Raw genomic sequence first — 12,645 nt, 5'->3', positions numbered from 1 at the left:
GGCTAAAACACACCCAAACTGAACGTATATTGCTTACTTTTTATCAGCAATTCATTGCCTTTTTCTGTGCTTGTTGGCGTCGCAATTTCTGCCCATTGGTACATGACATTCTGGTGCAGCCTTGCCCATAAATTACGTCTAATCAGGCAGTATGGAACGAGGGGTGTAGCGCCTTCTGCGTCAGCATTCTCTGCAGCAAATGGCCGTAATTCTATGGGGTGATCTGGGCCAATTTCTACTTCGTCGCCAATTTGGGTTTTTACTATTAACGCTTCTTTTTCAAAACGCCAATCAACAATAACAAAAGGAACGTCTTCTACTTGAATGCCAATTTTCTCGACGGGGGTGACAAGAAAATATGCATCTCCCTCTTTTTTAAGTACGCTGGAAAATAAGCTAACCAGCTTGGCGCGAGTGAAGGGAGTCCCTTCGTGCCACCACTGTCCGCTGCTTTTAATCACCAAGTTCATGTCGCCACAAAAAGGTGGATCCCATTTATCTACAGGCGGTAATTGCCTTGTAGGAGAAGCGTCGGTGAGTTGCTGCGTTAGCTTACCTAAATCCATATTACTCTTTTAACGCGTCTTGTAAGTTGCGTAATACATCTTTAATTCTGCGGGTATTTTCTGGCCCTGTTCTGATCAATTGTTTTTGCGGAGCAGATAAAGACTCAAGCTTCTCGTCTTTAAATTTGAACATAACGCTATCCGAATATACTTCAATAGGTAAAGGCACAATTGGCGTATCTAACAGTTCATCGATGGCGTTCAATAACGCATCATTGAACGTGGTATTGGGTGCTGAGATTTCGGCAAACTTAGCTTCTAAGGTTGGACGATACGTGTTCATGATTTCAATTAAATCATCTGTACTCATCGATTCAAGTGCATCTATGTAGGGGTTGTAGCGTTTAAAGCTGTCTGCGTCTATCCACTGGCGATCTGCTTGCTGATAAACGCTGAACTTTTCTTCAGGTGGCGCTATTAGGCTGTGATTTCGCGACATCTCCTGGTTTGCAATGCTGTTAACGTTGATCACGAATTTTTGCAGTAAACTATCGTCAACAAGATATTCAGCAACCAGTGGCGAACTCGCTATGGCAACAAATGCACTTTTCACTGCGTCATCACTTTCATCTAAAGGTTCAGGTGCAACAATTTCAGGCAGTGGCTCAATGTCTTGGCCCGTTTCTATTTCAAGCGGCTGTATTTCAGGCGTACCTTCAAAAACATCTGACTCATCTTGCGTATTTTCAAGCTCGTCTGCGGCTGCAATCTCATTAAGGGTCGGTTGTACTGATGTGACCGGAACAGGCGCAGAAATCACCGGCACCTCTTCATCCGATCCGGACCAAAAGAATGCCACGACTAAGATCACGACTAAGACACCAGCGGCAATTAAATACGGTTTCATTTGCGTCATTTGATTCGGTGATTGAGTTTCCTGGTCTGACATTCTTACCTCTCTATTTATATAATAAAATGTAACTGATGTTGAATGCTGTTCCTAAGCGCTGCTATTCATAAGCGCTCATCATTTATTCTGTAACGATCTGTTCTGTCGGTTTGTTATTAAGAACTTTATGGTAAGCTGCTGCTACGCGTTTTCGTTAACGACTAATGTAAAGTATAGCTCAACTTTTGAACTTCAAGCATAACAGTTTTGACACATGCATACTTGGAAGGTTCCTGAAATTTTTTGAAATGAACTTTTACTGCATAATTCGGTATTTATATTAAGCCATCCAGCAATAATTAGTCGAGTATGAACACAAAATATCCTATGTCCCAGTTAGCAAGGAAGCCTCATCATATTGAACGGATAGAGGTACAGTCCTTTGAAATGAATGTTTATTTAGTTAAAGTGACAATCGCTGGTGAAACGGGTTTTGTCACTGACAAAAAAGGCAGTCCGATGCGCTTTCACAACTCCCAAATGGTTCGAGATTTGTTCGAACATTGTAAAGTTGACAATGCAGTAATGACGCACGATTCTCCATATGATGAAATGATTGGCAACCCGATGAAAGCAAGCGATGTCACTGAAATGCCGTTTTCCATGGAGCAGCCATACTAAGCGCTCTTATTGCTTGAGTTTGGTGTTCGGCTAGCACTAACTGCGTTTTGCGTGCGCCAACAGTACATCAAATTCACTTGCATTCACTGGCATTATTGACAGTCGACTGCCCTTCTTAACTAAGCCTAGTTCGGTGATATCGGGTATTTGTTTAATGTCAGCCAAAGGCAAAATCTCAGTGAAAGTTTCTATATGTTCTAGTTCAACCATCCACCATCGTGGCTTATCGGGCGTTGATTTAGGGTCAAAATAGCGGCTTTCAGGATTAAATTGGGCGTTATCAACTAAACCAGTTCTGCTGATTTTGGCTAAGCCAGCAATGCCAATATGCTTGCAGCTAGAGTGATAAATAAACGCAAGATCATCCACCTTCATATCGTCTCGCATGAAGTTGCGAGCCTGATAATTGCGAACACCGTCCCAGCCTTCCCGCTTTTTTGGACGACTCGCTAAGTCACTGATGCTAAAGGCGTCAGGTTCAGTTTTAAACAACCAATGTTGTGTCATGTTTCGTCACTCTTAACTTTTTTGCTCTGCAGCTCATCAATAGTTTCCTTTAGCGCCGCAAATTCAGCTTGTTTTTGTGCTTTTCTGTCGCCCTCGGCTGCTTTTATGTCTATTTCTAACTGCGCCAACTGCTCTAGTAAGTCTTTCACGGTGCGGTCTTTTGTTTGCGCTTCTTCTGCTTTATCAAATATGACGTCCTCTGGCGTACCTTCTGCTAGTGGTTTTTTGCGGGAAGTTGCTTTAACTGGCAGCACAGACAGATCATCTGGTAATTTGCGTTGGTTCATGAAGCCAGGCGACACAATTTCTATATTGTCATCATGCAAACAATCCATAATGTTCACATAAAGAGTAGAACGCGATGAAATCATACTTTTTATTTCTGTGAGTAAACCAGAAATTCGATAGGTAATGGCATGATCACCCAGTTCTAAAACTTGCACAAATGGACCTTCCAAACCACTTTGCTCTGCCGCCTTAATAAGCAAAGGCTCAACGCGCGCATGATGAACATCGTAACCGAGAGACAGGCTTGCTGAAATAATAGTGCCCGAAGAGCGCACGACTTGAAGAGGGTGCGAAATTAAAAACGAGTTTGTAAACGCAATAAGGTCACGCTGTTCAGTTTGGATCTCGGTATCAAAAAGTCCTTTTTCAGTTACTCTTCCGAAAAAACCATCGACTCGAATGAAGTCGCCAATATGAAATGGCATAGTGAAACGCATGACGATGCCTGCCATTACATTTGCCACAATCGTGGTGGAAGAGAAGGCGATAACGCCCGATAGCAATATACCAATTAAACTGATCACCTGATTCCGAGTGCTTTCAGTGACCGGCAGTGCTATTGCAATTCCAATAAGCCCTACTATGTAGAGAACCAGCAAAATTAACTGTCGCGGCAGTTTCGCTTCCTGCTGTAGACTCTTATTTCCAAGCAAAACTTTATGCGAAGCAATTAAAAACAGCACCACAATCAAAATAGTAAAAATAAAGGGGACCAGTGCCTTTCCTAACGCTAACAATTCGTCCATATAATGTTCCAGAATAAGTGATTCAGTGTTGCAAAGTTAAATGACAAAAAATGAAATAAAGTCTTAATGCTAACTTAACTATCATCTCTTCGCGCTAAGTAAGGAGCGAGTACACCTTTGAAATCTAGCGTCGCACCGAGTTTATTTGCCAGTAGTATCATGCCTGTAATTTTTCGATTTACCAAGGCGACATCAAATACCGGAGACGCTACGGCGGTCTTATCCATAACCAACGGCATACTGACTTCTTGAATTCGCTTAATTAATTGTTCTTGTTTTAGGTTGTAACCATGCTCACTTTGCAGACAAGCACTGGCTTCTAAACAAGCATTAAGGACAGTATCGATAGCGGAATAACTCATGCCATTATCAACTAATCCTAGCGCAAATAATGCACTCTGCATGTCTTTTTTATCTTGGCGCTGCATTGCATGAGCCATGGCAAGATAATGAAAGGATGTGTTTTGTGAGATATTTCGGCAAGCACCAAAGTCCAGCAGCACAATTTTTTTGCTATCGGCCTGATACAAATAATTTGCAAAATTAGGATCGCTCTGCATGAGTTTGTGCTGGAACAGTTCTTCATAAGTTAAGCGCATTAATTGAGTGCACACAGCATCAATGACATCAGATGTCATATTGCTAACATCCGTGATTGGCAATCCCTCAATGTACTCCATAGCGAGTATATTCTGGTCAGTTAGCTCATCGACTACGTAAGGTACGACAAAGTGGGGGTCGTTAGCTAGATTTGCCCGATAGGCACTTAAAAACCCAGCCTCTTGCAAATAGTCAGCTTCATTTTTAAGCTGCGCTTTTGCTTCACTGAGCAAGTCGGTTAAATCGATATGCTTTGGCAGTGCACCGGTGAGTTTGATTAAACTCACCACGTTATCAATGTCGCTGTCGATGCTTTCGCGCACGCCCGGATACTGCACTTTAATCGCCAGTTCGCGCCCGTCTTTCAGCGTTGCTCTGTGAACTTGACCAATACTGGCGGCAGCAATGGGGTCAAATGAAAAATAGCTAAACTGTTGATGCCAGTCTTTTGACCATGCCGCCTCTAAGGTTTGCAGCAATTGCGCTTTCGGCATCGGGTCGGCCTCTTGGCGCAGACGAGAGAGTATGGGCTCCCATTCAGCGGGCAGTAGTTCGCCAGCGTCCATAGAGAGTAGCTGACCGAGCTTCATCGCTGCGCCACGCATATGCGCTAGGCGCTTTGTAATAGACACTGCGTTGTCGGTATTCAGTAAGGATTGATTTAATGAAGGGCGTTGGCCACTGAGAATTTGCCGTGTTGTGCCTTTAACGATGTTTCCTGCGACAGCTGACGCGAGCCCGCCAAACTTAGCCAAACGGGAGAAGCGACCGGACGGTACTTTCCGGCCGTTGCGTTTATCTGTCATAGTGACACAGAAGGTAGAGTGGTAGTTAAGAAATGAGCGGCGCGAGGATAAAGCAAAGCATGCCGAACACACTGCCGATACCGAAACCTAACCAACCATTCTTATCGATGTAGCGTGCAATGATGCCGCCGAAAATACCGCACCAGAGCATGACGCTATAAACTGAATCAATAACGCCGACATCTGCACCACTAAACAATACGAACAAAATGAAAATACACATGGAGGCTGACATAAGAACCCAAACAATGTTTTTCTTATTTTTGAATTCGTCTAAGGGATTGTATTGTTTATCTGACATAGGTTTCTCTCATTGTTGCAGTATAGCGTTGAAGCTACGTTAGTCTAAACTGTCGATTACAGCACTAATGGTGCGTAAACTCTACACTTAATAACTCAGTGCTGTCAGTAAAAGTTAATGTTTGAATGTCACCCATGCCTTCGACGTTGATCGTATTAGTCTGTTTATGCCAGATATCTCTAAGTGCATTGTGCTGAATGTACATCCCTTCCAAGTCGCCAGGCGCAGGTGTTTCTTGATACACCCAAAAATGTTGACCCTCGAGCTCTGTTCCAACAAAAGTAAGCGGTAACTCTTCTTTTTGCATGTTGTATATGGCAAAACGCTTTACTACGTAGTTAGCAAAATCGGATTGCGTCTTTTTGCTCTGCATAATATCTGCATCGCCATCAAAGATTTCCTTTACAGCGTGCTCGGCATCGTGCAAATCGAATCGGTGCATGATTTCGAGGTTGTTAGTTCGAGGATTAAAAAGCACGGTAGTAATTGCCATTTTTTGCTGATGAGCGCCGGCACTATCAATGTTAAATACACTGATACCCACAGAGGCAGTGAAAAAACAAGTGATAGCAACTGAACCAAGCGTTGCCGCCGTGATGGTTTTAAAACGCGTTAGAAACGAAAACACAAGTGACAAAAATGTCACTTGTGTCGTCGTTTTTGATGAGTTTCTTAAGTTCATATTAGTAACTATTTCTCATCGTCTTTTTTTTCGTCTTTTTCCAATTCTTCATCAGACTTTAGCTTAGTTTTGCTGTCTTGCATCAGGTCACGTCTGATACCTTTTTTGCTGCTGTCAGACTTGTAAGCTTCTATGCGTGAAGGAATGATACGGCGAGGATAGTGATTATTCTCAACGTCAACATCTGCTGTTTCCCAACGAGGATCAACAGTTACTGACTTCAACACTTTTTCTTTTTCAGTCACAACAAGCTTTGATACAGCTTTAGGAGTGCGGCGCCAAATTTCAGCTGGAATATACATATTGTCTTTCGTGCCATCTTCAAACTCTAGTTCGAGGATAATCGGCATGACCAAACCACCGTGGTTAGAGAAATCTAAAACATAGTAGTTTTTGTCTTCTTTAACTGCGCGTTCAAACACACGTTTTTCCCAAGGGTCTAAATCCTTGAGGAATGAACGATATTTGTTACGCTCTTTATTCGTTACAGTGAAGCGATCGTTTTCGTCATAAAAATCACTGACGTCTTTGTTGCGGTCAACCCACAGTTCTTTACCTTCAGCTTTGTTACGCTCGTCAGTAAGAGACAATGGTTTTTCCATTTCAGCGTCACGCTGGCGAGAAAAGTCGATGTCTGGATCTTGGGTATCTAAACGTAATTTGTAAACGCGATCCAAAGAGATATCAACGTGATCAGTTGAGTAGAACCAACCGCGCCAGAACCAATCTAAATCAACACCAGAAGCTTCTTCCATGGTGCGGAAAAAATCAGCAGGTGTAGGGCGCTTGTATTTCCAACGCTGGGCATATTCTTTGAATGCGAAATCGAACAAGTCGCGACCCAGAATAGTCTCACGTAAAATATTGAGTGCAGCCGCTGGCTTGGTATAAGCATTTGGACCTAAACGTAGAACAGAATCTGATTGCGTCATGATGGGAACTTGAGTGCTCGACTTCATGTAGCCTGTGATATCACGTGGCTCAACACCCCAAGGAATAGTTGGATCCCACTCACGACCCGCAACACCGTCTAAGAAGCTATTTAAACCTTCATCCATCCACGTCCACTGGCGTTCATCGGAGTTAACGATCATTGGGAAGTAAATGTGACCTACTTCGTGAATGACAACGCCGATTAAAAAGCGTTTTTCAGCCAAAGAATATGTACGGTCGCCGTCATCTTGCAGCTCGGTGCGCGGGCCATTGAAGGTGATCATAGGATATTCCATGCCGCCTACTGGACCGTTTACAGATTGTGCAACCGGATACGGGTAGTCAAACGAGAAACGGCTGTAAACTTCCATGGTATGAATAACAGACTCGGTGCTGTACTTCTTCCATAAATCGCCACCCTCTTTTGGATAGAAAGACATCGCCATTACTAATGGACGCTCGTCTCCGCCTTGATTATATCCTTTTGCATCCCACATGAATTTACGTGAACTTGCCCAAGCAAAATCTCTCACGTTTTCGGCTTTAAAACGCCACGTTTTTGATTTTGAAGTGCCTTCTTTTTCGTTTTCTAAGGCTTCGTCTGCAGTAACGATGAATACCGGACGCTCAGCTGTTTCAGCTTCTTTCAAACGCTTGCGCTGTGTGCTGGTTAACACGTCACTTGCGTTATCTAATGCGCCTGTTGATGACACAATGTGGTCAGCAGGAACGGTTATACTGACATCATAGTTACCAAATTCTAAGGTAAACTCGCCGCGACCAATAAACTCTTTGTTGGTCCATGCTTCGTAGTCAGTGTAAGCCGCTAAACGCGGAAACCATTGCGCAAGCAAAAAGATATCGTTGCCGCCTTCGCGTTCGTCATCAGGGAAATGTTCGTATCCAGCGCGTGCTGATACCGCATCTTCTTCGACAATATTGAATGCAAAGTCGATGTTCAGTTTTGTGCTAGCATTTGGCTTAAGAGGTGTTGGAAGGTCAACTCTCATTAAGGTACCAACAACCACATATTTAAGCGCATTGCCTTTGCTGTCAGTCACTTTTTGTAAGTCGTAGCCTAATTCTGTGTCTTCAACAAACTGTTGGCTACGCAGTGCACTTAGGCTTAATCGTGCAGGAGAGTCACCGTCGGCGCTTTGTGTCGCTGGACCTCGGTTACCAATTCCACCAAAGGTATTTGTAAGAGCAGACATGGAATCTGCGCGGTATTTGTTTTGATCTAATTGGATCCACAAATACTTTAATGTGTCAGGTGAGTTATTCTTGTAAGTAATTACCTGAGAAGCAGATAAGCGTCTTTTTGCTTCATCAAGTTTTACATCAATGACGTAATCGACTTTTTGCTGCCAATACATATGGCCTGGCTCACCCGCAGCATTTCGGTATACGTTAGGCGTAGGCAATACTTCGTCAAGCTGACGGAATTTGTCTTCGAAATCGCCTTTAGTTTGTTGAATGGCAGAACTTGCGTTGCTATTTACAGAAAGAAAGCCGGTTACACATAAAAGTGCAACAAGCGAGACTTGCTTTAATGACATGTTTGTTTCCCCGTTACCGATTGGTCGATGGTTTGATAGTGCCTCTGATATAGAGCATTGGTGAGTTCATTGTGTCAATGACTTCCCCAACAGATTTTGCGCTTGCAGATCTCGCTTGCAAAAAGCTACTACGTGTTTATCTTATTATTTTGGGCTGTATTGTAACCACTTCAAGCATAAATAATAGTCGTGACATTCAATCCCTCATAAATTGTGTGCTTTATTTAAGCGTGTAATGGCCGTTTTTGCTTGTTTATTGGGTCAATTTTAGTATTCTCGGTGCTTAAAAATATTTTGTAACAAAATACGAATGATGACCCCTTTCTCATGGCAACGGGCCGTAATAAAAATCGGCAGCGCCTTAATTTCTCCAAACGGCAACGGTTGCAGCGCCGAATATCTTTTATCGATCGCAAAATTTATAACAGCAAGTCGTCAACAGGGTAAAGAGGTCATCGTTGTTTCTAGTGGAAGTATTGCTGCAGGACGGCGCTCAATAAAAGCTGGGCAACAAGCTTCGATTGCAGAAAAGCAAGCCATGGCTTCTATTGGACAAACGCAAATGATGGCCAATTGGGCGCGATTTTTTGACTTTCCGTGTGCTCAAATCTTACTAACACTTGACGACCTGCACGACCGTCGTCGCTATATTAATGTCAAAAATACTTTACGCGAACTGCTGATTAATCACGCTTTGCCTATCGTAAACGAAAATGACACTGTGGCGGTGGACGAGATTAAGGTAGGTGACAATGACAATCTTGCTGCTCATACAGCACTGGTTGCACAGGCCGATACGCTGATTATCTGCACCGATGTTGATGGTTTGTTTGATGCCGATCCAAGAAAGAATTTGTCCGCAAAACTCATATCTAGTGTGGCAATGATTACACCGGATATTACTGCGCTCGCTGGTGGCGCAGGCAGTGCAGTTGGCACCGGCGGTATGATTACCAAACTACAAGCGGCACAAAAATGCTGTGAGAGCGGGGTGCAAACACTGTTGGTGAATGGCAAAAAATCAGAGGTTTTTGATGCATTGGCACAAGGCTTATGTCCAGGCACTTTGTTTAGTGCGGCATATAGCGGACGTTCTGCAAGACATCATTGGTTGTCGCATACGGTAAAATCAAAAGGCGCGCTAACACTCGATTTAGGTGCCTTTGTCGCGATAACTGAAAAAGGTGCGTCACTGCTTGCAGTGGGTATAACGGAAGTAAGTGGTAACTTTAAAAGTAACGAAGCCGTTGACGTTATATATCAAGGTAACATTATTGCTAAAGGCATTAGCCTGTATTCGCACATGGAGTTACAGTCAATAAAAGGGCTCAATAGTAGTCGGATAATGTCCGTACTTGGCTTTAGCTACGGAGAGGAAGCGATACACCGCGATCATATGGTACTGATTAAGACAAACACACTCTAACGAATAAAACTGCATCAAATTGATGACGACGATAGATAATGGAAGCGATAAATATATGACATTCGATATTCAAATGACTGCAAAAAAAGCGTCTGCTGCAAAGCATCAAATCGCTTCTTTAAGTAATGCTAAACGTAAAAACTTACTGACCTTGATTGGCAATAACCTCATTGCGGCGACACCAGCTATTTTAGAAGCAAATCGGCTCGATATCGATCATGCCAAGAGCTCGGGCCTCAGTGCCGCAATGCTGGACCGATTACTTCTGGATGAAAGCGCGATAAAAAATATAGCCGATGCGGTCTTTCAGATTGCAGCACAACCTGATTTCTTAGGCGCGATTAGTCATATGCAGCCGCAGCCTTCCGGTATCCAAGTGGGTAAAATGCGAATTCCATTGGGCGTCATTGCAATGATTTATGAATCGCGCCCTAACGTGACGATTGATGCTGCGGTGCTTTGCTTGAAGTCGGGTAATGCCGTTATTTTACGCGGTGGCAAAGAGGCTCAACATAGTAATCAAGCACTGGCGCAGGTATTAAAGACCTCTCTGAATAGTTTGCAGTTAAGTGAAGATATCGTCACCGTTATACCTATCGCAGATCGCGAAGTAATGGCGACCATGTTGACTTTAAGTGAGAGTATCGACCTTGTTATTCCGCGTGGTGGTGAAGGCTTAATCAATTACGTTACTGCCAATAGTCGCATCCCAGTTATCCAACACTTCAAAGGCGTTTGTCATTTATACGTCGACAAAGCGGCGCAGTTGGATAAAGCATTAGCCATACTAGAGAATGGAAAGACACAGCGCACTGGGGTATGTAATGCGCTAGAAACACTGCTGGTGCATGAAAGTATTGCCGCCGCATTTCTGCCCTTAGCGGCAAAAATGTTTGAGTCTAAGTCGGTTGTCGTGCATGCTTGTGCTAAGTCATTGACATATTTTAAGGATGCAACGCCTGCTACCGACAGTGATTGGCACGCGGAATACCTTGCTTTAGAAATTGCAGTAAGAATAGTTAACGATGCTGAACATGCGTTTGAGCATATTCGTGAATATGCTTCTGGTCACACGGAAGTGATTGTTACAGAAGATTTTTCTCTAGCACAGCGCTTTATGCGAGAGATTGATTCATCAGTAGTTATGGTCAATGCATCCTCTCGGTTTTCAGATGGTGGTGAGTTAGGTTTAGGTGCCGAAATTGGCATTTCAACCAGTAAACTCCACGCTTACGGGCCGATGGGTGCTGAGTCGTTAACAACAGAAAAGTTTGTAGTCATCGGAGATGGTTCAGTAAGAGAATGAACTAGCTTTGCAGGTAAAATAATAACAATAACGGGTCTTCAGGCCCGACGATGTAAACTCAATTATGATAAATATTCATACCATGGAAGATGAGGGACTAATGACCAGCTTCAGCCGGCGCCACAAGGTGCTCGCGGCTGCGTTAGCGACGGTATTTGTTGGTTCTGGAACCGCAACAGCCAAAGCGATGACGGAACTTGACGAAAGTGAGCCTCTAACAACATTTAGGCAAGCATATAAAGAATATATAACGTTTATTAAAACCGAAAAATATTCACCATACGACTTAGTTCAAGTAGCAAAACAGACTTACCAGCTAGGCAAGGTAAAGTTCGGGTCGCGTCACCCAAAAACTTTTATGCTACAGCAAAATTTAGCGAATGCTTATTTAGAAGCTGGCGAGTATTCCTTATCCGCTTTTAATTATGAAGCTGTTCTTAATTACCTCGAAGAAACCCAAGGTGATGAAAGCCAAGCGTATTACTTTGCCCTACTCGATATTATCAATTTACTTCAAAGTGCGAATAACACAAAAAAATTGACGGCGCGCGATTTGGGTATTGCTCAATTTGGTAATCATCAATTTTTAGGGTCCGCTTTCAAGAACTCTGACCCCTTGAAAATCAAGGGGCCAGAGTTCTTGAATTTTGGAGCTGCGAGCGGCAGTGCTTTGTGCCCTTGCGCTCGTGCGATTGACAAGTTGCTTGAAGTGACCGAAGAGCTGGTGACTCAAATGCCTGAGAATAGTTTGATGTTTCGTGGACATACGGTCAGAACCGCAGTGTCAAACAGCTGGACTCCAACAGATTATCGCTTAATTAATGTGGCAAAAAGATTCAACCTAGATGCTAAAAAAATCGAAGGTGAAGACACAATAGTTTACATTGAGTCTTTAACTTACTTAGGGCAGGCTTATTTTTGGAAGCAGAAAAATAAAGAGGCAATGGCGGCTTTCGACAAAGTATTGGCACTACTTAACTCTCAAAAACTAGAGACGCATCCTATTGCCATAATTGCGCATGCTCATCTTGTATCTCTGAATGCCAGTAAAAAAGAAATAAAAAAAGCGGTTTTTCACAGCCAAGAGCTCGCCAAAAATAAAGCGTGGGTTGTTAAGCAAACCCTTTTACATCGAGTCTCTCCTAAATTTCCTTCAAGCAAGTTGCTTGTCCAAAATAAATTAAGTGTGGACACTAAAAGCGCATCCGTCAGTTTGACAATTGATATCAGCGCAAAGGGACAGCCTGTTAATATCCGCGTCAAAAAGAGCACACATTGCGGTTTCGAGAAGTTTGCTAGTGACGCAGTCAAGCAGTGGTTTTTCGTGCCAAAGTTTACTAACGACGAGTTTGTGGTAGTCACAGACTTCGATGTTACAATCGACTTCATTAGAGCTTAGTCAACGCAAATTAAAA

Annotated in this window: 12 protein-coding genes; 4 read left to right on the top strand and 8 right to left on the bottom strand. The window is 43.2% G+C overall.

Annotation, left to right across the window (positions count from 1 at the left end; all coding sequences use genetic code 11):
* Window positions 1-2: 2 nt before the first annotated feature.
* Both GNIT_RS17030 and GNIT_RS17025 read right to left on the bottom strand, forming a co-directional pair.
* On the bottom strand, window positions 3-566 hold the full coding sequence (locus GNIT_RS17030; protein ID WP_014110561.1) for a DUF1285 domain-containing protein: 564 nt from the start codon (window positions 564-566) through the stop codon (window positions 3-5).
* Window position 567: 1 nt separating this feature from the next.
* The gene (locus GNIT_RS17025; RefSeq protein ID WP_014110560.1) at window positions 568-1,455 is read right to left on the bottom strand and encodes a DUF3014 domain-containing protein; all 888 of its coding nucleotides are present in this window, start codon (window positions 1,453-1,455) and stop codon (window positions 568-570) included.
* Between the two features lie 309 nt (window positions 1,456-1,764).
* Between GNIT_RS17025 and GNIT_RS17020 the strand changes: the two genes are divergently transcribed.
* Window positions 1,765-2,076 (top strand): DUF6482 family protein, encoded by a 312-nt coding sequence (locus GNIT_RS17020; RefSeq protein ID WP_238526914.1) that lies wholly within the window; start codon window positions 1,765-1,767, stop codon window positions 2,074-2,076.
* A gap of 36 nt (window positions 2,077-2,112) precedes the next feature.
* Here the strand turns inward: GNIT_RS17020 and GNIT_RS17015 are convergent, their stop codons facing one another.
* The 6 genes from GNIT_RS17015 to GNIT_RS16990 all read right to left on the bottom strand — a co-directional run bounded on the left by GNIT_RS17015 (window position 2,113) and on the right by GNIT_RS16990 (window position 8,498).
* The gene (locus tag GNIT_RS17015; protein WP_014110558.1) at window positions 2,113-2,583 is read right to left on the bottom strand and encodes an EVE domain-containing protein; all 471 of its coding nucleotides are present in this window, start codon (window positions 2,581-2,583) and stop codon (window positions 2,113-2,115) included.
* A complete protein-coding gene (locus tag GNIT_RS17010) occupies window positions 2,580-3,617 on the bottom strand; it encodes a mechanosensitive ion channel family protein (protein WP_014110557.1) in 1,038 nt (345 codons plus the stop codon). Before GNIT_RS17010 ends, GNIT_RS17015 begins: the two co-directional genes overlap by 4 nt.
* A gap of 74 nt (window positions 3,618-3,691) precedes the next feature.
* Window positions 3,692-5,023, bottom strand: coding sequence for an ABC1 kinase family protein (locus GNIT_RS17005; RefSeq protein WP_014110556.1), 1,332 nt, complete (start codon window positions 5,021-5,023; stop codon window positions 3,692-3,694).
* Between the two features lie 25 nt (window positions 5,024-5,048).
* The gene (locus GNIT_RS17000) at window positions 5,049-5,324 is read right to left on the bottom strand and encodes a hypothetical protein (protein WP_014110555.1); all 276 of its coding nucleotides are present in this window, start codon (window positions 5,322-5,324) and stop codon (window positions 5,049-5,051) included.
* Window positions 5,325-5,388: 64 nt separating this feature from the next.
* On the bottom strand, window positions 5,389-6,006 hold the full coding sequence (locus tag GNIT_RS16995) for a DUF6702 family protein (RefSeq protein ID WP_014110554.1): 618 nt from the start codon (window positions 6,004-6,006) through the stop codon (window positions 5,389-5,391).
* Window positions 6,007-6,014: 8 nt separating this feature from the next.
* Entirely contained in the window at window positions 6,015-8,498 is a 2,484-nt protein-coding gene (locus tag GNIT_RS16990; RefSeq protein WP_014110553.1) for a M1 family metallopeptidase, read from the bottom strand.
* A gap of 313 nt (window positions 8,499-8,811) precedes the next feature.
* Between GNIT_RS16990 and proB the strand changes: the two genes are divergently transcribed.
* The 3 genes from proB to GNIT_RS16975 all read left to right on the top strand — a co-directional run bounded on the left by proB (window position 8,812) and on the right by GNIT_RS16975 (window position 12,629).
* Window positions 8,812-9,924, top strand: coding sequence for a glutamate 5-kinase (gene proB / locus GNIT_RS16985; protein ID WP_014110552.1), 1,113 nt, complete (start codon window positions 8,812-8,814; stop codon window positions 9,922-9,924).
* Between the two features lie 55 nt (window positions 9,925-9,979).
* Window positions 9,980-11,230, top strand: coding sequence for a glutamate-5-semialdehyde dehydrogenase (locus GNIT_RS16980; protein ID WP_014110551.1), 1,251 nt, complete (start codon window positions 9,980-9,982; stop codon window positions 11,228-11,230).
* A 64-nt stretch (window positions 11,231-11,294) separates the two neighbouring features.
* Complete coding sequence (locus tag GNIT_RS16975; RefSeq protein WP_148261734.1) at window positions 11,295-12,629, top strand: energy transducer TonB family protein; 1,335 nt, start codon at window positions 11,295-11,297, stop codon at window positions 12,627-12,629.
* Window positions 12,630-12,645 lie beyond the last annotated feature (16 nt).

The sequence above is a fragment of the Glaciecola nitratireducens FR1064 genome, assembly GCF_000226565.1.
Classification (GTDB): Bacteria; Pseudomonadota; Gammaproteobacteria; order Enterobacterales; family Alteromonadaceae; genus Glaciecola; species Glaciecola nitratireducens.
Note: the sequence above shows the minus strand (reverse complement) of the source record. Positions and strands in the feature narration are given on the sequence as shown.

Excerpts from the sequence above, each read along its gene's own strand:
- GNIT_RS17030 (WP_014110561.1), bottom strand. The coding sequence starts at position 566 with ATGGATTTAGGTAAGCTAACGCAGCAACTCACCGACGCTTCTCCTACA.
- GNIT_RS17025 (WP_014110560.1), bottom strand. The coding sequence starts at position 1,455 with ATGTCAGACCAGGAAACTCAATCACCGAATCAAATGACGCAAATGAAA.
- GNIT_RS17020 (WP_238526914.1), top strand. The coding sequence starts at position 1,765 with ATGAACACAAAATATCCTATGTCCCAGTTAGCAAGGAAGCCTCATCAT.
- GNIT_RS17015 (WP_014110558.1), bottom strand. The coding sequence starts at position 2,583 with ATGACACAACATTGGTTGTTTAAAACTGAACCTGACGCCTTTAGCATC.
- GNIT_RS17010 (WP_014110557.1), bottom strand. The coding sequence starts at position 3,617 with ATGGACGAATTGTTAGCGTTAGGAAAGGCACTGGTCCCCTTTATTTTT.
- GNIT_RS17005 (WP_014110556.1), bottom strand. The coding sequence starts at position 5,023 with ATGACAGATAAACGCAACGGCCGGAAAGTACCGTCCGGTCGCTTCTCC.
- GNIT_RS17000 (WP_014110555.1), bottom strand. The coding sequence starts at position 5,324 with ATGTCAGATAAACAATACAATCCCTTAGACGAATTCAAAAATAAGAAA.
- GNIT_RS16995 (WP_014110554.1), bottom strand. The coding sequence starts at position 6,006 with ATGAACTTAAGAAACTCATCAAAAACGACGACACAAGTGACATTTTTG.
- GNIT_RS16990 (WP_014110553.1), bottom strand. The coding sequence starts at position 8,498 with ATGTCATTAAAGCAAGTCTCGCTTGTTGCACTTTTATGTGTAACCGGC.
- proB (WP_014110552.1), top strand. The coding sequence starts at position 8,812 with ATGACCCCTTTCTCATGGCAACGGGCCGTAATAAAAATCGGCAGCGCC.
- GNIT_RS16980 (WP_014110551.1), top strand. The coding sequence starts at position 9,980 with ATGACATTCGATATTCAAATGACTGCAAAAAAAGCGTCTGCTGCAAAG.
- GNIT_RS16975 (WP_148261734.1), top strand. The coding sequence starts at position 11,295 with ATGATAAATATTCATACCATGGAAGATGAGGGACTAATGACCAGCTTC.